The organism is Frigoribacterium sp. Leaf164, assembly GCF_001423665.1.
GTDB lineage: Bacteria > Actinomycetota > Actinomycetes > Actinomycetales > Microbacteriaceae > Frigoribacterium > Frigoribacterium endophyticum.
This window is the reverse complement of sequence record NZ_LMOX01000001.1, coordinates 1090540-1108238: the sequence shown is the minus strand read 5'-3', so window position 1 is coordinate 1108238 and position 17699 is coordinate 1090540. Positions and strand designations below refer to the sequence as shown.

Annotated in this window: 17 protein-coding genes; 8 read left to right on the top strand and 9 right to left on the bottom strand. The window is 73.2% G+C overall.

The window, feature by feature from the left end:
• Positions 1 to 65 precede the first annotated feature (65 nt).
• Genes cydC through ASF82_RS04985 form a run of 4 tightly spaced genes read right to left on the bottom strand, consistent with a single transcriptional unit; the run spans position 66 to position 5921 of the window.
• Positions 66 to 1805 carry a thiol reductant ABC exporter subunit CydC gene (cydC, locus tag ASF82_RS05000; protein ID WP_056054179.1) on the bottom strand — a complete coding sequence of 580 codons (1740 nt, stop codon included), beginning with the start codon at positions 1803 to 1805 and terminating at the stop codon, positions 66 to 68.
• Positions 1802 to 3475: a thiol reductant ABC exporter subunit CydD gene (gene cydD, locus ASF82_RS04995; protein WP_056054176.1), complete on the bottom strand. Its 1674-nt coding sequence runs from the start codon at positions 3473 to 3475 to the stop codon at positions 1802 to 1804. Before cydD ends, cydC begins: the two co-directional genes overlap by 4 nt.
• A gap of 10 nt (positions 3476 to 3485) precedes the next feature.
• A complete protein-coding gene (gene cydB, locus ASF82_RS04990) occupies positions 3486 to 4490 on the bottom strand; it encodes a cytochrome d ubiquinol oxidase subunit II (protein WP_056054173.1) in 1005 nt (334 codons plus the stop codon).
• A gap of 18 nt (positions 4491 to 4508) precedes the next feature.
• On the bottom strand, positions 4509 to 5921 hold the full coding sequence (locus ASF82_RS04985; protein ID WP_056054170.1) for a cytochrome ubiquinol oxidase subunit I: 1413 nt from the start codon (positions 5919 to 5921) through the stop codon (positions 4509 to 4511).
• A 172-nt stretch (positions 5922 to 6093) separates the two neighbouring features.
• Between ASF82_RS04985 and ASF82_RS04980 the strand changes: the two genes are divergently transcribed.
• A complete protein-coding gene (locus tag ASF82_RS04980; protein ID WP_056054168.1) occupies positions 6094 to 6771 on the top strand; it encodes a DedA family protein in 678 nt (225 codons plus the stop codon).
• Between the two features lie 103 nt (positions 6772 to 6874).
• Here ASF82_RS04980 and ASF82_RS04975 read toward each other — a convergent pair whose 3' ends face one another.
• The 5 genes from ASF82_RS04975 to ASF82_RS04955 all read right to left on the bottom strand — a co-directional run bounded on the left by ASF82_RS04975 (position 6875) and on the right by ASF82_RS04955 (position 10942).
• On the bottom strand, positions 6875 to 7807 hold the full coding sequence (locus ASF82_RS04975) for a glycine betaine ABC transporter substrate-binding protein (protein WP_369814249.1): 933 nt from the start codon (positions 7805 to 7807) through the stop codon (positions 6875 to 6877).
• Complete coding sequence (locus tag ASF82_RS04970; protein WP_056054166.1) at positions 7804 to 8547, bottom strand: ABC transporter permease; 744 nt, start codon at positions 8545 to 8547, stop codon at positions 7804 to 7806. Before ASF82_RS04970 ends, ASF82_RS04975 begins: the two co-directional genes overlap by 4 nt.
• Entirely contained in the window at positions 8544 to 9227 is a 684-nt protein-coding gene (locus tag ASF82_RS04965) for an ABC transporter permease (RefSeq protein WP_056054163.1), read from the bottom strand. Before ASF82_RS04965 ends, ASF82_RS04970 begins: the two co-directional genes overlap by 4 nt.
• The gene (locus ASF82_RS04960) at positions 9224 to 10111 is read right to left on the bottom strand and encodes an ABC transporter ATP-binding protein (protein WP_056054161.1); all 888 of its coding nucleotides are present in this window, start codon (positions 10109 to 10111) and stop codon (positions 9224 to 9226) included. Before ASF82_RS04960 ends, ASF82_RS04965 begins: the two co-directional genes overlap by 4 nt.
• Positions 10112 to 10294: 183 nt before the next feature.
• Positions 10295 to 10942, bottom strand: coding sequence for a TetR/AcrR family transcriptional regulator (locus ASF82_RS04955; protein WP_056054157.1), 648 nt, complete (start codon positions 10940 to 10942; stop codon positions 10295 to 10297).
• 172 nt (positions 10943 to 11114) lie between these two features.
• Between ASF82_RS04955 and ASF82_RS04950 the strand changes: the two genes are divergently transcribed.
• From ASF82_RS04950 to ASF82_RS15185, 7 genes are all read left to right on the top strand, one after another.
• Positions 11115 to 11837: an SOS response-associated peptidase gene (locus ASF82_RS04950; RefSeq protein ID WP_162240257.1), complete on the top strand. Its 723-nt coding sequence runs from the start codon at positions 11115 to 11117 to the stop codon at positions 11835 to 11837.
• Positions 11838 to 11872: 35 nt separating this feature from the next.
• Positions 11873 to 12934, top strand: a complete 1062-nt coding sequence (locus ASF82_RS04945) for an App1 family protein (protein WP_056054152.1) — start codon at positions 11873 to 11875, stop codon at positions 12932 to 12934.
• A 68-nt stretch (positions 12935 to 13002) separates the two neighbouring features.
• Complete coding sequence (locus ASF82_RS04940) at positions 13003 to 13401, top strand: helix-turn-helix domain-containing protein (protein WP_056054150.1); 399 nt, start codon at positions 13003 to 13005, stop codon at positions 13399 to 13401.
• A complete protein-coding gene (locus tag ASF82_RS04935; protein ID WP_082514320.1) occupies positions 13398 to 14681 on the top strand; it encodes a type II toxin-antitoxin system HipA family toxin in 1284 nt (427 codons plus the stop codon). The genes ASF82_RS04940 and ASF82_RS04935 overlap by 4 nt, the downstream gene beginning before the upstream one ends.
• A 70-nt stretch (positions 14682 to 14751) precedes the next feature.
• Positions 14752 to 15081, top strand: coding sequence for a DUF6504 family protein (locus tag ASF82_RS04930; RefSeq protein WP_056054147.1), 330 nt, complete (start codon positions 14752 to 14754; stop codon positions 15079 to 15081).
• 106 nt (positions 15082 to 15187) lie between these two features.
• Positions 15188 to 15877: a nicotinamide riboside transporter PnuC gene (gene pnuC, locus ASF82_RS04925; RefSeq protein WP_056055829.1), complete on the top strand. Its 690-nt coding sequence runs from the start codon at positions 15188 to 15190 to the stop codon at positions 15875 to 15877.
• 7 nt (positions 15878 to 15884) lie between these two features.
• Positions 15885 to 17699 (top strand): glycoside hydrolase family 15 protein (locus ASF82_RS15185; RefSeq protein WP_255354158.1); only part of this gene is annotated, 1815 nt, incomplete at its 3' end.

Here is a 17699-nt window from a genome sequence, read left to right as displayed (position 1 = left end):
GCAGGCCCGCCTGGCCGCGACGACGCCGGCACCCGGCGAGGGGCCGGGCAGCCCGCGACCCCGCGTCAGCCGACCTCGCGCAGCACGCCCCCCTCGACGCGCACCCGGCGGGTGACCAGGGCCGCGGGCACGGGGACGTGCGAGATCAGCACCACCGTGGTGCCGTCGTCGCGCGCCGCCTCGAGGAGGTCGGTCACGAGGCGGTCGGCCAGCTCGGCGTCGAGGCCGGCCGTCGGCTCGTCGAGCACGAGCACGGGGAAGCCGCGGAGCAGGGCGCGGGCGAGCGAGAGCCGCTGGGCCTGCCCGCCGGAGACGAGCGCCCCGCGCTCCCCCGGGCGGGCGTCGAGGCCGCCCCGCTCTCGGACCCAGTTGCCGAGGTCGACCCGGTCGAGCACGGCCAGCAGGTCGTCGTCGGTCGCGGTGTCGCGCGCGAAGAGGAGGTTCTGCCGGATCGACTCGTCGAAGAGCCACGGCGACTGCTCGATCAGGCCGACCGTGCCCCGCACGCGCTCCGCGCCGAGCGACCGGACCGACGTGCCGCCGACCTCGTACCGGCCGCGGTGCTCGAGGAAGCGCACGAGGACGGCCGCGAGCGTGCTCTTGCCGGCCCCGCTCGGGCCCTCGACGACGACGCGGTCGCCGGCGCGGACCTCGAGCGTCGCGTCGACGAGGGAGTCGGCCGCGGCGCCGGGCCAGCGCGCCGAGACGTGCTCCAGGCTGAGCACCGGCAGGTCGGCCGGGAGGGCGGCCGGGCCGTCGCCCCCGACGCGCTCGTCGCCCTCGACCTCGACCTCCACCTGGTCCAGCTCGTCGACCACGACCTCCCCCGGCGCGACGAGCGGGGCGGCCGACTCGACCCGGGCCCCGCTGGCGCGCACGCGACGCCACGCGACCACCGCGGTCGGCACGGCCCCGACGACCTCGAGCACGGCGATCGGCACGAGGGCGACCAGCGCGAAGGCGGGCCCGCGCAGCACGCCCGCGGTGACGTCGCCCGCGGTCGCGAGCACCACGCCGACCACCGTGGCGCCGGAGACGAGCGACAGGAGCGCCGCCACGAGCCCCGCGGTGGTGGCACGCCGTCGGGAGGCGCGGCGCAGGTCGTCGTCGAGGGCGGCGACCCGGCGCAGCTGGCCCTCGAGCGCGTCGAACGCGACGAGCACGTCGAGCGACTGGACCGTGTCGAGCACGGCGCCGGAGAGGGCGCCGCGGCGGGCGGCCAGCGCGGACTCCGTGCCCGTCGCGAGCCGGTCGGCGAGCACGACGCCGACGACGAGCGCGACGACGAGGCCCCCGGCCAGCACCAGCGCCGCGCGGGGCGAGACGACCGCGACGCCCACGACGGCGGCGACCCCGGTCACGCCGGAGACGACGAGGGGCTGGACGACCCGGAGCGGCAGGTCCTGGAGGGCGTCGACGTCGGAGACGACCCGGGCGAGCAGGTCGCCGCGGTCGGTGCGGCCGAGCCCGGCCGGCGCGACGCGCGACAGCCTGCGGTAGAGCTCGGTGCGGACGACCGCCAGCTGACGGAACGACGCGTCGTGGCTGGAGAGCCGCTCGAGGTAGCGGAAGGCCGCCCGCGCGAGGGCGAAGGCCCGCACCCCGACCATGGCCATCGTGAGGTAGAGGATGGGCGGCTGCTCGGCCGCCCGCGTGATGAGGTACGCGGAGGCGGCGAGCAGGGCGACGGCCGAGAGCGCGCTGAGCGAGCCGGCCGCGATGCCCGGGGCCGAGCGCCGGAGCGGAGGCTGCGCTGTGCGGAGGAGGGACGGGCCGGGGGCGACGCCGGTGCGGGTGACGGTCATGCGAGCCGCTCCTCGGAGGCCGTGGCCGGGGCGGTGGCGGGGGCGAGCACGACGACGTCGTCCGCCGCGTCGCGCAGGGCCGCGCGGTGCGTCACGACCACGACGGCGACTCCGCGGGCCGCCGCGCGCCGGAGCCCCGAGACGACGGCGGCCTCGGTGACCGCGTCGAGGGCTGACGACGGCTCGTCGACGAGCAGCAGCCGGGCACCGCGACGCTCGACCCGGTACAGCGCCCGGGCGAGGGCGACCCGCTGGGCCTGCCCGCCCGAGAGGCCGCCGCCGCCCGCGCCGAGCACGAGGCCCGGGTCGACGTCGGGCGCCCCCGCGGCGCGGAGGGCGGCCGCCACCGCGGGCGGGTCGACCTCGTCGCCCAGGGCCACGTTCTCGGCCACGGTGCCCGAGACGAGGCCGGCGCGCTGGCCCGACCAGGCGACGTCGCCGACGACGCAGCCGCGGTCGGCGTCGCGCCAGCGGACCTCGCCGCCGTGGGGCGCCTCCCCCCCGACCGCCGCGAGCAGGGTCGACTTGCCGACGCCGCTCGGCCCGGTGACGGCGGTGACCCGGCCCGTCTCCGCGACGAACGACGTGGGGGCCAGCGAGACGACGCCGCCGCGCTCGACCGACACCCCCGAGACGACGAGGGCGTCGCCTGGCTCGACGGGGTCGGCCGTCGCACGCGCGGGCGTCGGGCCGGCCGACGACGTCCGGCCGCCGACCGGCCCCTCCTCCAGGACGGCGAACACGCCCTCGGCCGCCGCGACGCCGTCGGAGGCCGCGTGGAACGCCGCCCCCACCTGACGGAGCGGCAGGAACGCCTCGGGCGCCAGCAGCAGCACGAACAGCCCGACCGACAGGGCGAGCGACCCGTCGACCAGCCGGATGCCGACCGAGACCGCCACGAGGGCGACCGACAGCGACGCCGCGAGCTCGAGGGCGAAGCCGCTGAGGAACGAGACGCGCAGCACGGCCATGGTGTGCCGCCGGTGGTCGTCCGTGAGCCGCCCGATCCGCTCGACCTGTCGACGCTCCCGGCCGAAGACCTTGAGGGTGGAGAGCCCCTCCACCGCGTCGAGGAAGGAGGCGGCGAGGGCCTGCAGGCGCTCCCACTGGCGATCCTGGGCGGCCCGGGTCGTCCAGCCGATCAGCACCATGAAGAGCGGGATGAGCGGCAGCGTCACCAGCACGATCACCGCGGACAGCCAGTCGCCGACCAGCATCACCCCGACGATCAGCGGCGTCGCGAGGGCGGTGAGGACGAGCTGGGGCAGGTAGCGGGAGAAGTACTCGTCGAGGGCGTCGAGGCCGGGGCCGACGAGGGTCGTGAGACGGGCCGAGCCCCGCTCGGCGACCCACTCGCGGCCGCGCGCGGACACCGCCGCGAGGACCCGCGCCCGGAGCTGGCTCTTGACCGTCGCCGCGGTGCGGGCGGCCACGGCCTCGAGCGCCCACGACGTGGCCGACCGCGCGACGACGGAGAGGGCGAGCACGACGAGCGCGTCGCCGGTCGCGCCCGCCCCGGCGCCCTCGACGACGCTCACGACCGCGCGGGTGGCGCCCCAGGCGACCCCGACGACGCTCACGGTCTGCAGCACGCCCAGCAGGGCCCCGAGCACGAGGAACGCCCGGGCGGCGGAGGCGTACCGCAGGAGGCGCGGATCGAGAGGCTTCACGGCCCTCCCGTCAGTGCGCCGCGACGGGGATCGCGGCCCGCGTCACGCGCTTACGGAAGATCCAGTACGTGAAGCCCTGGTAGGCGAGGATGAGCGGCACGAAGACGAGCGCTACCCAGCTCATGACGGTGAGTGTGTAGGTCGAGCTCGCCGCGTTGGCGATGGTGAGGCTGTTGGCCGGGTCGTTGCTCGCGGGCATCACCGCGGGGAAGAGCGCCGCGAACAGGCTGACGACGGCGAGGCCGATCGTCACGGCCATCGTGGCGAACGCGACGCCCTCGCGGCCGCGGAGGTTCGCGACGAACGAGGCCACCAGCGTGCCGGCCGCCGCGACGGAGAGGACCGTCGACGCCAGCGTGCCGTGCATCAGCGACGTGATCGCGAGGAAGCCCGCGGCGACCACGATCGTCGCCGCGCCCGACCGGACGGCGAGCCGACGGGCGCGCTCCCGGATCTCGCCGTCGGTCTTCAGCGAGACGAAGACGACGCCGTGGGTGAAGAAGAGCAGCAGGGTCGTGAGCCCGCCGAGCAGGGCGTAGGGGTTCAGCAGGTCGAGGAAGGTGCCCGTGTAGTTGAAGCCGGCGTCGAGCGGCACGCCCCGGACGACGTTGGCGAACGCCACGCCCCAGAGGAAGGCGGGCACGGCCGAGCCCACCGTGATCATGAGGTCGAAGCGGCGCTTCCACCGCGCCTCCGGCCGCTGGTGGCGGTACTCGAACGAGACCCCGCGGGCGATGAGCGCGAGCAGGATGAGCAGGAGGGCCAGGTAGAAGCCGCTGAACATCGTCGCGTACCACTCGGGGAAGGCCGCGAAGAGCGCGGCCCCGGCCACGATGACCCAGGTCTCGTTGAGGTCCCAGACCGGGCCGATGGTGTTGATCAGGACGCGGCGGTCGGTGTCGTCACGGCCCAGGAAGGGCAGCGACATGCCGACGCCGAAGTCGAACCCGTCGAGCACGAAGTAGCCGACGAAGAGGAAGGCGATGATGCCGAACCAGAGGGTGGGGAGGTCCATGTCAGAGTGCGCCTTCCATCAGTAGACGGTCGCTTCGTGGGTGACGGCGCCGGTCTCGGCGTCGACCGCGGGGGGCCCGGCCGGGCCCTTCTGGGCGGCGCGGAGGATGAGCCGGAACTCGACCACCGCGAGGGTCCCGTAGATGGCCGTGAAGGCGAGCAGGGAGATCAGCACCTCGAGTCCCGTGACGTTCGGCGAGACGCCGTCGGCCGTCTTGAGCAGGCCGAACACGAGCCAGGGCTGGCGGCCCATCTCGGTGAAGACCCAGCCGACGACCATGGCCAGGAGCGGCAGCGGGAAGGTCCACACCGCGGCCCGCCAGACCCAGCGGTTCTCGGGCAGGCGCCCCCGGCGCGTGACCCAGAGGCCGACGACCGAGACCATGACCGCGACCATGCCGAGGCCCATCATCCAGCGGAACGACCAGTAGGTGACCCAGATGATCGGGGTGTAGTCGCCCGGGCCGTAGAGCTGCACGTACTGGGCCTGGAGGTCGTTGATGCCCTCGACGGTGCCGTCGAGGGTGTGGGTGGAGAGGAACGAGAGCAGGTACGGCACGCGCACGCTGAACAGCTCGTGGACACCGTCGGGCGTGCCGAGCGTGAAGATCGAGAAGGAGGCGTCGGCCCCCGTCGAGGTCTTGTACAGGGCCTCGGCCGCCGCCATCTTCATCGGCTGCGTCTCGACCATGGCGAGGCCGAGCTGGTCGCCCGTCAGCACGGTCAGGCCGCCGGCGACGACCATCGTCCAGAGGCCGAAGCGCAGCGCGGGGCGCATGGTCTCGAGGTTCTGGCCACGGCTCAGGTGCCAGCTGGCCACCGCGACGATGACGGCGGCGGAGACCATGAAGCAGGCGAAGATCGTGTGCGGGAAGGCCGCCAGGGCCACCTTGTTGGTCAGCACCGCGACGATGTCGGTGAGCTCGGCCCGGCCCTTCTCCTCGTTGATGTCGAAGCCGACGGGGTTCTGCATGAACGCGTTGGCCGCGATGATGAAGTACGCCGACAGGACGCTCCCGACCGTCGCGCCCCAGATGCTCGCGAGGTGGAGCTTCGCGGGCACCTTGTCCCAGCCGAAGATCCAGACGCCGATGAAGGTCGCCTCGAGGAAGAACGCCAGGAGGCCCTCGAGCGCGAGGGGCGCTCCGAAGACGTCGCCGACGAAGCGGGAGTAGTCGGACCAGTTCATGCCGAACTGGAACTCCTGGACGATGCCGGTCACGACGCCCATGGCGAAGTTGATCAGGAAGATCTTGCCGAAGAACTGCGTCAGCTGGAGGTAGTGCACCCGGCCGGTGCGCACCCACGCGGTCTGGAAGACAGCGACGGTGAAGGCCATGCCGATCGTGAGCGGCACGAACAGGAAGTGGTAGATGGTCGTGAGGCCGAACTGCCAGCGGGAGAGCAGCAGCGGATCGAGCAGCTCGGTCATGAGCGGCCCGGCCCGCGGGTGGTGAGGGTCGAGAGCACTGTCGTCTTCTTCCTCGAGGGGGACGGAGGGCGTCACGTCGGCGGGACGATCTCAGCGTAGGACGATCTTTAGACAACACCTGTTGCTTAGAGGGGCGGCCGCCTCACGGCTGCCTGTGAATAGGATCGGCCGGGTGAACGACGTGCTGACCGGCCTCCTCGACCTCGTGCAGTCGGTCGACCCGCTCCTCCGGACGCTCCTCGCGGGGCTCGCGATGGTGCTCGAGACCTCCGTGCTGCTCGGCCTCGTCGTGCCCGGCGACACCGTCGCCATCGTGTCGGCGACCGCCGTCGCGTCACCGCTCGAGGGGGTGCTGCTCGTCGCCGCGCTCGTGGTCGGCTCGCTGGTGGGCGAGAGCGTGGGCTTCGCGCTCGGCCGGCACTTCGGCCCCGCCATCCGGCACAGCCGGCTCGGCCGGAGGCTCGGCGAGGCGAACTGGGCCCGTGCCGAGGCCTACCTGGCGCGGCGGGGCGGCATCGCCGTCTTCATCTCCCGCTTCTTGCCCGTGCTGCACTCGCTGATCCCCCTCACGGTGGGCACGAGCCCGATGCGCTACCGGACCTTCCTCACCTGGACGACCCCCGCCTGCCTGCTCTGGGCCACGGCGTACGTGTCGGTCGGCGCGGCGGCCGCCGGGAGCTACCGCGAGCTCGCCGACCAGCTGCACCAGGCCGGCTACGTCTTCGTCGGCATCGTCGCCGCGTTCCTGGTGCTCGTGCTGGTGGTGAAGAAGGTCGTCCACCGGCGGGAGGCGCGGCACATGGGGCAGCACGGTGACGGTCGCCCCCCGGAGGACGACGGCCGCCCGTGAGCCGAGACGCCCGCCCCCGGCGCGCGCACCCGGGCCTGCCCCGGCACGACGGAGGGGCCGGGCGCTGTGCGCGCCCGGCCCCTCCGGTGGTGTGGACCGACGATCAGCCGATGAGGTCCTTCGACGTCAGGTAGTCCTTCGCGATGGTGGCCGACGACTCCTGGTCGGTCTGGCTCTTCGCGTTGAGCTCCTGCAGGTCCTTCGCCGACAGGGCGGCGTCGACGGCGTCGATGATGTCCTGCGCGCCCTGGTCGACCTTGTCGGAGACGATCGGCACCACGTTCTGCGGCAGGATCATGTTCTCCGGGTCGTCGAGGGTGACCAGGTCGTTCTCGGCGATCAGCGGGCTGGCCGTGTAGACGTCGGCGAGCTGGACGCTGCCGTCGAGGAGGGCCTTGACCGTGAGGGGACCGCCTCCGTCGTCGATCGGGGTCGAGGTGACGTTGACGCCGTAGATGCTCTTGAGCCCGGGAGGGCCGTACGGACGCTCGGCGTTCTCGGGCGGCGCACCGACGGCGAGGGTGCCGTCGTAATCCTTGAGGTCGGCCAGGCTCGTGATGTCGTTCTCCTCGGAGAACTCCTTGGTCACGGTGTAGCTGTCCTGGTCGGACGCCTCGGAGGCGGTGAGCGCGGTCAGGCCCTCAGGGAGCGCGTCGGCCAGGGCGGCCTCGACCTCCTCGGGCGACTTCGCCGTCGACTCCTTGTCGTAGTACTGCAGGAGGTTGCCGGTGTACTCGGGGAAGACGTCGATGTCGCCGGACTCGAGCTCGGGGAGGTAGACCTCGCGCTGGCCGATCTGGTACTCGCGCTGGACGGTGTAGCCGCCGTCCTCGAGGGCCTGGGCGTAGAGCTCGGCGATGATCTCGTTCGAGTAGTACTGCTGCGAGCCGACGACGATGGTGTCGGACGACGCCGAGGCATCTCCTCCTCCGTCGCTCAGGGGGTCGCTCGACGCGCACCCTGCCAGGGCCACCATGGCCCCGATCGCGACTGCACCGAGAACGGTGAGCCGGCCTTTCTTCGCTGTGTTGATCACTGTGTTCCTTCCTGGAGGGATGTTGCCTTCCCCGCGGCCGACCGGGAGGTCGTCACGCGGGTGTCGAGGGGGCGGCCCGCGGCGGTGACGCCGGCCGGGACGACGAGTCGCTGGAGCACCGAGAAGACGACCTCGAGCACGACGGCGAGGGCGATCACGACGATCGACCCCGCGAACATCTGCGTGTAGTCGTTCGACCGGAGGCCCGTGAAGATGTAGATGCCCAGGCCGCCGGCGCCCACGGTGGCCGCGATGGTGGTCGTGGCGACGACCTGCAGCAGGGCGGAGCGGAGCCCGCCGATGAGGAGGGGCAGGCCGAGCGGGAGCTCCACGCGCGTGACGATCTGCCACTCCGTCATGCCGACCGCGCGGGCCGCGTCGATCGTCGCGCGGTCGACGGCCTCGAAGCCGGAGTACGCCCCGGCGAGGATGGACGGGATCGCGAGCACCACGAACGCGATCATCGGCGCGCTGATGCCGATGCCGAGCAGGAGCGCGAGGAGGAAGACGATGCCGACGGTGGGCAGGGCCCGGACTCCGCCGGTGAGCGCGACCGCCACCGTGCGACCCCTGCCGGTGTGCCCGATCAGGAACCCGAGCGGGATCGCGACCACGGCCGCGATGAGCACGGCGATCACCGAGTAGGTGACGTGCTGCCCGAGTCGGGCCGGCACGCCGTTCGCCCCCGTGAGGTGGACCGGGTCACCGAGCCATGCGAGGGCGTCGAGGAAGGCGTTCACGCGGTCACCTCCGCGGCCTGGCGGACGGGGCGCCGGTCGCGCGCCCCCTGGTCGGCCCAGGGCATCAGGGCGCGACCGAGGAGGACGAGCAGGCCGTCGAGCACGAGGGCCATGACGATCGTCAGCACGATGCCCGTGCCGATCTCGGCGAGGATGCTGCGCTGCAGGCCGTCGTTGAAGAGCAGGCCGAGACCGTTGATGCCGAGGATGCCGCCGACGGTCGCGAGGCTGACGGTGCTGACGACGACCACGCGGAGACCGGCGAGCAGGACGGGACCGGCGAGCGGGAACTCGACGCGCCAGAAGCGCTGCCAGCCGGAGTACCCCATCGCCGTGGCCGACTGCAGCACGTCGGGCTCGACGGCCCGCAGGCCGTCGGCGGTCGAGCGCACCATGAGGGCCACGCCGTACAGGGTCAGCGCCACGATGAGGTTGGTGTTGCTCCGCAGCGGGTAGAGGCCGATGATGCCGGGCAGCGCCACGAGCAGGGCGAACGACGGCACGGCGTAGATGAGGCCGGAGGCGGTGAGCAGCACCCCGCGGACGACCGGGAAGCGGTTGGCCAGCCACCCGATCGGCAGCGAGATCACGAAGGCCAGGATCACGGGCGGCACGCTCAGCCCGAGGTGGACCAGCGTCTTGTCCCAGATGTAGTCGGTGTTCGACCAGATCCAGTTCACGACGCGTGCCCACCCTGCGCCGGGGCACCCGGCGCCCCGGGGGCACCGGCCTCTGCCTTGAGCACGGGCACGGGCTGCGTGAGGACGCCCGTCGTGCGGCCGGACTCGTCGACCACGACCTGGCCCGTCGCGGTCTGCTCGATGTGCAGCGCGCGCTTGCCGCGGTTCGACCCGACGAAGTCGGCGACGAAGTCGCTCGCCGGGTCGGAGAGGATCTCGGCGGGCGTGCCCTGTTGGGCGATCCGGCCGCCCTTCTCGAGGATGACGACCTGGTCGCCGAGGTAGAAGGCCTCGTCGATGTCGTGGGTCACGAAGACGACGGTCTTGTCGAGCTCGCGCTGCAGCCGGATGAGCTCCTGCTGGAGGTCGGAGCGGACCAGGGGGTCGACCGCGCCGAACGGCTCGTCCATCAGGAGGATGTTCGGGTCGACGGCGAGGCCGCGGGCCACGCCCACGCGCTGCTGCTGCCCGCCCGAGAGCTGGCTCGGGTAGCGGTCGGCCAGCGAGCGGTCGAGGCCGACGGTGTCCATCAGCTCCAGCGCGCGCTCGCGGGCCTCCTTCTTGCCGACGCCCTTGAGCACGGGCACGGTGGCGATGTTGTCGACGACCTTGCGGTGCGGGAGCAGGCCGGAGTTCTGCATCACGTAGCCGATGCTGCGGCGCAGGGCCACGGGCTCGAGGCCGGCGATCGACTCGCCGTCGATCTCGATGGTGCCGGAGGTGGCGTCGACCATCCGGTTGATCATCCGCAGGATGGTCGTCTTGCCGCAGCCGCTCGACCCGACGAAGACGGTGGTCTTGCGGGAGGGGATGACGAGGCTGAAGTCGTCCACGGCGCGGGTGCCGTCGGGGTACTGCTTGCTCACCGAGCGGAACTCGATCATGGGTGGCTCATTCCTCGTGGGCAGCACGGATCGACACTTGCCGGGGCCACCACCCAACCACACCTCCCCGTCGGGGGCACCTCGTCGCCGCCTCCGTGGCCGAGTCGTGACGCAGAACGGCCGCCGACGCCGCGCTGGGCGGACGACGGCGGCCGAGCCGCGGAGGGACGACGAGGAGGCGGGTCAGGCCACCGTGAGGACGGGCTCGAGGTAGCCGCGCACGGCGCGACGGCACTCCTCGACGAAGCGGGGGTCGCCGTCGCCGCCCGCGACGAACGCCCGTGCCAGGAGCGCGTCGCCGATCTCGACGACGACCTGGACGGCCAGGTCGCTCGCGTCGTCGCGGACGACGCCGAAGCGGTCGGCGAGGAGGGCGGAGAGGCTCTCGGCCAGGGGGTGCACGGCCGGCGCTCCCCCGTCGGCGCCCAGCTCGGGGGCGTCGCTGAAGCTCACGGACCGGAAGCCCGGCTCGGAGCGGTACATCTCGACCTCCGTGTCGATGACGGCGTCGAGGGCCCGGCGCCAGTCGTCGACGCCGTCGGCGGCGACGGCCGCCGCCACCCCGGCGACGAGGCGCTGGGTGCAGCGGAGCGCCAGGGCGTCGACGACCGCGATGCGGTCGGGGAAGTAGCGGTACACCGTGCCGATGGAGGCGCCGGCGCGCTCGGCGACCATGGCGGTCGTGAGCCGCTCGTAGCCGATCTCGTCGATGATCGAGGCCGCGGCGTCGAGCAGGCCCGTGAGGCGCGCGGTGCTGCGCGCCTGGACCGGCTCGTTCCTGAGCAGTGACGATCCCCCGGGCAGTGCTTCATTGACGTCGGTGACGAGCAACGTTCCTCCTTGGTGCGGTGCCGGCGGGTGCCGGGCACGGTGCTGGACGTCGGGGCCGGCCGTCGGTCGACGGCGGCGCGCAGGCCCATCAGGCCGGTCTCGCGGCGCCCCCGTCGGGGGCTCCGGCGACCGGGTGTCGGCCACTGTCGGTCGCTGCCCCGAGAATGGACGCATGTGCGGACGATTCGTGATGGCGCGCGCCTCGAGCGACCTGGTGGCCCTGTTCGACGTTGATGTATCGGGTGACACTCTCCCAGACCCTTCCTGGAACATCGCTCCGACCCGCCCGGTGTCGCTGCTCGTCGACGCCGCTCCCCGGGGCGACGACGCGGGCGGCCCCCCGGTGCGACGGCTCGCGTCGGCCCGGTGGGGCTTCGTCGCGGCGGGCTCCCCCGGCCCCGTCGGCGCCCCCCTGTTCAACGCCCGGGTCGAGACCGCGGCCGAGAAGCCCACCTTCCGTGAGGCCGTCGCCTCCCGACGCGGGCTCGTGCCCGCCAACGGCTGGTACGAGTGGCAGGTCCGGCCGGACGGCAGCAAGCGCCCGGTCTACGTGAGCCTGCCCGACGATGAGGTGATGCTCTTCGCCGCCCTGTACGAGTGGTGGCGCGACCCGGCGGCCGCCGTGGGGTCGCCGTCTCGGTGGCTGCTCTCGACGGCGGTGCTGACCCGCGCCTCCTCGGGCCCCTTCGCCGAGGTGCACGACCGCATGCCCGTGCTGGTCGGGGCCGACGTCATGGACGACTGGCTCGACCCGGAGACCGAGGGCGACGACGACCTGCTGCAGGGGGTCTCGGGGCTCGTCGACGAGATCGCCGCCCGGCTGCAGGTGCACGAGGTGTCGCCCGAGGTCGGCCGCGTCGGCGTCGACTCGCCGTCGCTGGTCGACCCGGTCTGACCCGTCAGCGCGTGGCGGCGTGGGAGGATGACCGCATGCCCGACCCCCGAACGGTGACGTCGTCCGCCGTCGAGCCCCTCCTGCACCGCGCCGCCCGACTCGAGAACTCGGTGCACCGGTTCCGCGAGAAGCGGGCCCGCAAGCGAGGGCTGCTCCCGACGATCGTCCCGTACTCGGGCTACGGCTCGGCCGGCTGGGTGCGGGTGCTGTCGCGCGTGCTGCTCACGCGCACGGGGTCGCTCGAGGGCACCGACCGCCTCAACGTGCGCGGCTGGCGGAGCTTCACCAGCGTGCCGGTCGAGCGGGCCGTCGTCGACGTGACGGTCGGCGGCCGCACCGTCCAGGTCACCACCGACCGCGGCGGGGTGCTCGACGCCCGGCTCGAGGTCGACCTCGAGCCGGGGTGGCACCTCGTAACCCTGAGCACCGAGGGCTCGCCGCCCATCGAGGCCCCCGTGGTCGTGATCGACGCCGACGCCCGGTTCGGCATCGTCTCGGACATCGACGACACCGTCATGGTCACCTCGCTCCCGCGCCCGTTCCTCGCGGCGTGGAACACCTTCGTCCTCAACGAGCACGCCCGGCGCCCGGTGCCCGGCATGGCCGTCCTCTACGAGCGGCTGCACACGGCCGCGGGCGGCTGCCCCGTGATCTACCTGTCGACCGGCGCCTGGAACGTCGCGCCGACGCTGTCGCGCTTCCTGTCGCGCAACCTGTACCCGAGCGGCCCGTTGCTGCTCACGGACTGGGGGCCGACCCACGACCGGTGGTTCCGCAGCGGCCGCCTGCACAAGCAGGGCTCGCTCGACCGTCTCGCCGAGGAGTTCCCCGACATGCGGTGGCTGCTGGTCGGCGACGACGGGCAGCACGACGAGGAGCTCTACGGGCGGTTCCTCCGCGACCACCCGGAGAACGTCGCCGCCGTCGCGATCCGCCAGCTGTCGCCCAGCGAGGCCGTCCTGGCCGGCGGGCGCTCGCGCTCCGAGCACGCGCAGGGCAGCGACGCCGTGTGGGTCTCCGCCCCGGACGGCGCCGGGCTGTGGGAGCAGCTCGTCGACACCGACGTCGTCCCCCGCTCGGGAGACACCCGCCTCTGATACAGGGAAATCCCGTCATGGGAGGCGTTCTCGTGTCCTATCATCAGAAGATCAGGTACAGGAGCGACATGACTGAGATCACCGACCAGCCCGACGCTGCCCGCTCCACCCAGGAGTGGGAGGCGCGGATCGGCGCCCAGGTGCGTGCCCGACGCCTCGACCAGGGCCTCGACCAGATCTCGCTCGCGCGCCTCGCCGACGTGTCGACCAGCACCCTCCAGTCGCTGGAGAACGGCCGAGGGAGCACCGTGCGCAGCCTCGTGCGGGTGCTGCGGGCGCTCGGCGCGGAGTCGGCCCTCGACACCATCGCCCCGCACAGCGACGTGAGCCCGCTCGACGTGCTGCGCTCGGCGCCGGCGGCCCCCCGCCGTCGCGTCTACCGCCCCCGGGGCCCCCGCGCCAGCCGCGTCGTGCGCGACGACGCGGGGCGACGCGGCGAGCGCCCGTCCGGAGGGGCCGGCGAGTGAGCTGGGTGCCGGTGCCCGCCGTCGAGGTGAGCGCCTGGGGCATGCGCGTCGGCGCGGTCGCGCCCGACCCCCGGCTCGGGGCGTACGTGTTCGAGTACTGGCCCGACTGGGTCGAGCGTGGCATCGAGCTCGCGCCGCTGACGATGCCCACCCGGGTGCGGCGCCACGTCTTCCCGCAGCTGCCGGAGGCGACGTTCCACCGCCTCCCCGCCCTGCTGGCCGACGCGCTGCCGGACGACTTCGGCAACGCGGTGATCGACGCCTGGCTGGCCCGGCAGGGCGTCTCGCGGGCGGCGGTGACGCCGCTGGACCGGCTGGCCTACATGGCCGACCGTGCGATGGGCGCCCTCGAGTTCCGGCCCTCGCGGGGCCCGCGGCACCGCACGACGAGCGCGGTCGAGCTGAGCGCCCTGGTCGAGGGGGCCCGGAGCGTGCTCGACGGGAGCTTCGCGGACGACGAGGGGGCGGAGTCGGCGATCCGGTCGCTGATCCAGGTGGGGACCTCGGCGGGCGGGGCCCGGGCCAAGGCCGTCGTCGCCTGGGACAGGGCGACGGGCGAGGTGCGGTCGGGCCAGCTCCCGGCTCCCGAGGGGTTCGAGCACTGGCTGCTGAAGCTGGACGGCCTCGGGGCCGACGTCGAGCTCGGCCAGGGCTCGGCCACGGGCAGGGTCGAGTACGCGTACTCGCTGATGGCGAGGGCGGCGGGCATCGAGATGAGCGAGTGCCGGCTGCTCGAGGAGGGGGGCCGGGCGCACTTCATGACGCGGCGGTTCGACCGGTCGCCGGAGGGCAAGGTGCACTCGGTCACCCTCTGTGGGACGGCCCACCTCGACTACCGGCAGCGCCAGGCCCACGACTACGGGCAGCTCTTCGACGCCGTGGCTCGGCTCGGCGGCGGGCCCGAGGCGCGGGAGCAGGTGTTCCGGCGGATGGTCTTCAACGTGCTCGCGGCCAACAACGACGACCACACGAAGAACGCGTCGTTCCTGCTGAGGTCGCCGACGGCGCCGTGGGAGCTCTCCCCCGCCTACGACGTGACGTTCGCGCACAACCCGACCGGCCGGTGGACGTACCAGCACCTGATGGGGGTGGACGGCGTCTTCCGCGACGTCGCACGGGCCGACGTCATGAGGCTGGCCGACCGGCACCTCGTGCCGGGCGCCTCCGACGTCGTCGACGAGGTGCGCGACGCGGTGGCGCGCTGGCGGAGCTTCGCCGACGAGGCGGGCGTCCCCGGCCGCGTCGTGGGCCACGTCGAGGAGTCGCTGCCCCGCTGGTGACTCCCCCTGGCCGATGTCGGTGGGACTTCGTACACTCCTGGTCGAACGTACATTCGAACGAGGAGGCGACGTGAAGGTCGACGAACAGGTGCCGGTCGAGACCACGGAGGGCGGGGCGCCCCTCCGCTTCGTCTGGCGCGGGGTGGTCTACGGCGTCGTCAGCGCCCCGGAGATGTGGATGACCCGTCGGGAGTGGTGGCGCTCGGCGCCCCGGGCGCCCCGGGGCCTCGGGGCGGAGCTGCTCGAGCTGCCGGTGTGGCGCGTCGACGCCCTGCCGCTCACCGACGGGGCGCACCGCATCGACGGCACCTTCGACCTCGCGCTCGACCCGGCGGAGGGCGGCACCTGGCTGCTGCTCGGCGTCTACGACGACACCGTCGAGCAGCAGCTCTTCGCCTGAGGGGCGTCGACGCCCGACGAGCGCCCGGGCACCGGCGAGCGCGGCGGGAATGCCCGGCCCGCCGGAGCCGTTCTCCCGCTGGGCCTCGGCAGACAGGGAGGTGCCCATGACCGTCATCCGGTGGTTGTTCGACGCACAGCTGGTGATCGGCGACCAGACGATCCTCTGGCGCGAGATCGTCGGCAACGTGTTCGGGCTGCTCAGCGCCCTCGGCGGGATGCGCCGGAAGGTGTGGGCCTGGCCGGTCGGCATCGTGGGCAACGCCCTCCTCTTCACCGTCTTCCTCGGGGCGGTCTTCGACACGCCCAACCCGGTCAACCTCCTCGGCCAGGCCGGGCGGCAGGTCATGTTCATCGCCGTGTCGATCTGGGGCTGGTGGCGCTGGCACCAGAGCCGCGGCGGCGACGCGGGCACCGCGGTCGAGCCGCGCTGGGCCGGCGCCCGCAACCGCGTCCTGCTCGTCGTGGGCCTGGTCGGCGGCACCGCCGTGCTCACCCCGGTGTTCAGCGCCCTGGGCTCCTACGAGCCGGTCTGGGCCGACGCCTGGATCTTCACCGGCTCGCTGCTGGCCACCTGGGGCATGGCGAAGGGCTGGGTGGAGTTCTGGCTGATCTGGGTCGCGGTCGACCTCGTCGGCACGCCCCTGCTCTTCAGCGCCGGCTACTACGCCTCCGGGCTGATGTACGTCTTCTACGGCGCCTTCACGCTCGCCGGGTTCTTCGTCTGGGCCCGGGCCAGGAGGCAGAAGCCGCTGGTCGAGACCCAGTGGCCCGACCCCACGCTCCAGCGCCGCTGACCGCGGGCTGAGGGGGCGCCTCCCCCGGCGTGCTCACCACCCCGTCTGGTTCGATGGCGCCATGCCCCTGCCCATCGAGAACTACGCCCTGATCGGCGATCTGCACACGGGGTGCCTCGTCGGCACCGACGGCAGCATCGACTGGTCGTGCCTGCCGCGCTTCGACTCCGCCTCCGTCTTCGGCGCCCTGCTGGGCGACCGCGACCACGGCCGCTGGCTCGTCGCCCCGGCGGAGGCAGGGGCGACGGCGACCCGCCGCTACGTCGACGACACGTTCGTGCTCGTGACGCGCTGGACGACGTCGACCGGCGTCGTCGAGGTCACCGACCTCATGCCGGTCGGCGACCGGCGGGCGGACGTCGTGCGTCGTGTGACCGGCGTCGAGGGCACGGTGCGGATGCAGGAGGACCTGCGGATCCGGTTCGGCTACGCCGCCGCGCTGCCCTGGGTGCGCCAGTTGCCCGAGGGCGACGAGACCGCCCTCGTGGCCATCGCCGGCCCTGACGCGGTCGTGGTCCGCGGGCCCCACCTCACGGCGGCCGACCACACCCACGCCGCCGAGTTCGACGTGGCGGCCGGCGAGACCGTCGACATGACCCTCACCTGGTACCCCTCGCACCGCGAGCCGCCGACCGCTCCCGACGTCGACGCCGTGCTGGCCGACACCGTCCGCTGGTGGCAGGCCTGGGCCGCCCGCTCGCAGGAGCCCTCCGCCTACGACCGGGAGGTGCGCCGCTCGCTGTTGATCCTCCGGGCCCTCACGAACGAGGACACGGGCGGCATCGTCGCCGCGGCGACGACGAGCCTGCCGGAGTCGTTCGGCGGCTCGCGCAACTGGGACTACCGCTACGTCTGGCTGCGCGACGCGTCGATGACCCTCCAGGCGCTCATCCTGCACGGCTTCGCGGAGGAGGCCGAGAAGTGGCGCGGCTGGCTGCTCCGCGCGATCGCCGGCGACCCCGCCGACGTGCAGATCATGTACGGGCTCGCCGGTGAGCGGTACCTGCACGAGAGCGAGCTGGAGCACCTGCCGGGCTACGAGGGCGCCTCGCCCGTCCGGCTCGGCAACGCCGCGTTCACGCAGTACCAGGGCGACATCTTCGGCGAGGTCATGGTCGCGCTGCACGAGGCCCGACAGCTCGGCGTCGCCGAGTCCGAGTACTCATGGCCGCTGCAGCGCGCCCTGATGCAGTACGTCGAGGACAACTGGACCCGCCCCGACAACGGCATCTGGGAGATCCGCGGCGAACCGCAGCACTTCACCCACTCGCGCGTCATGATCTGGGCCGCCCTCGACCGCGCCGTCCAGGGCGTCGAGCAGTTCGGGCTCGACGGACCCGTCGACCGGTGGCGGAGCCTCCGCGACGAGGTCCGTGCCGAGGTCGAGGAGCAGGGCTGGGACGCCGACCGGGGCACGTACACCCAGCACTACGGCTCGGCCGAGGTCGACGCCTCGCTGCTGCAGCTCGCCCAGGTGGGCTTCGTCGCCCCCGACGACCCGCGGATGCTCGGCACCGTCGCTGCGATCGAGCACGACCTCCTGCAGGACGGCCTGCTGCTGCGCTACCGCACCGAGTCGGGCGTCGACGGCCTCGAGGGCACGGAGCACCCCTTCCTCACCTGCTCGTTCTGGCTGGCGGAGCAGTACGCCCGGTCGGGGCGCGTGGACGACGCGGTGACGCTGATGGACCGTCTCGTCGGCTGGTGCAACGACGTCGGCATGCTCTCGGAGGAGATCGAGGTGGCCACCGGCCGCCACGTCGGCAACACCCCGCAGGCGCTCTCGCACCTCGCCCTCGTGCGCGCCGCCGACGCGATCGGC

Coding starts and splice junctions, on each gene's coding strand:
- cydC (WP_056054179.1), bottom strand. CDS start 1,805: ATGACCGTCACCCGCACCGGCGTCGCCCCCGGCCCGTCCCTCCTCCGC.
- cydB (WP_056054173.1), bottom strand. CDS start 4,490: ATGGACCTCCCCACCCTCTGGTTCGGCATCATCGCCTTCCTCTTCGTC.
- ASF82_RS04985 (WP_056054170.1), bottom strand. CDS start 5,921: ATGACCGAGCTGCTCGATCCGCTGCTGCTCTCCCGCTGGCAGTTCGGC.
- ASF82_RS04960 (WP_056054161.1), bottom strand. CDS start 10,111: ATGATCGAGTTCCGCTCGGTGAGCAAGCAGTACCCCGACGGCACCCGC.
- ASF82_RS04950 (WP_162240257.1), top strand. CDS start 11,115: ATGTGCGGACGATTCGTGATGGCGCGCGCCTCGAGCGACCTGGTGGCC.
- ASF82_RS04945 (WP_056054152.1), top strand. CDS start 11,873: ATGCCCGACCCCCGAACGGTGACGTCGTCCGCCGTCGAGCCCCTCCTG.
- ASF82_RS04940 (WP_056054150.1), top strand. CDS start 13,003: ATGACTGAGATCACCGACCAGCCCGACGCTGCCCGCTCCACCCAGGAG.
- pnuC (WP_056055829.1), top strand. CDS start 15,188: ATGACCGTCATCCGGTGGTTGTTCGACGCACAGCTGGTGATCGGCGAC.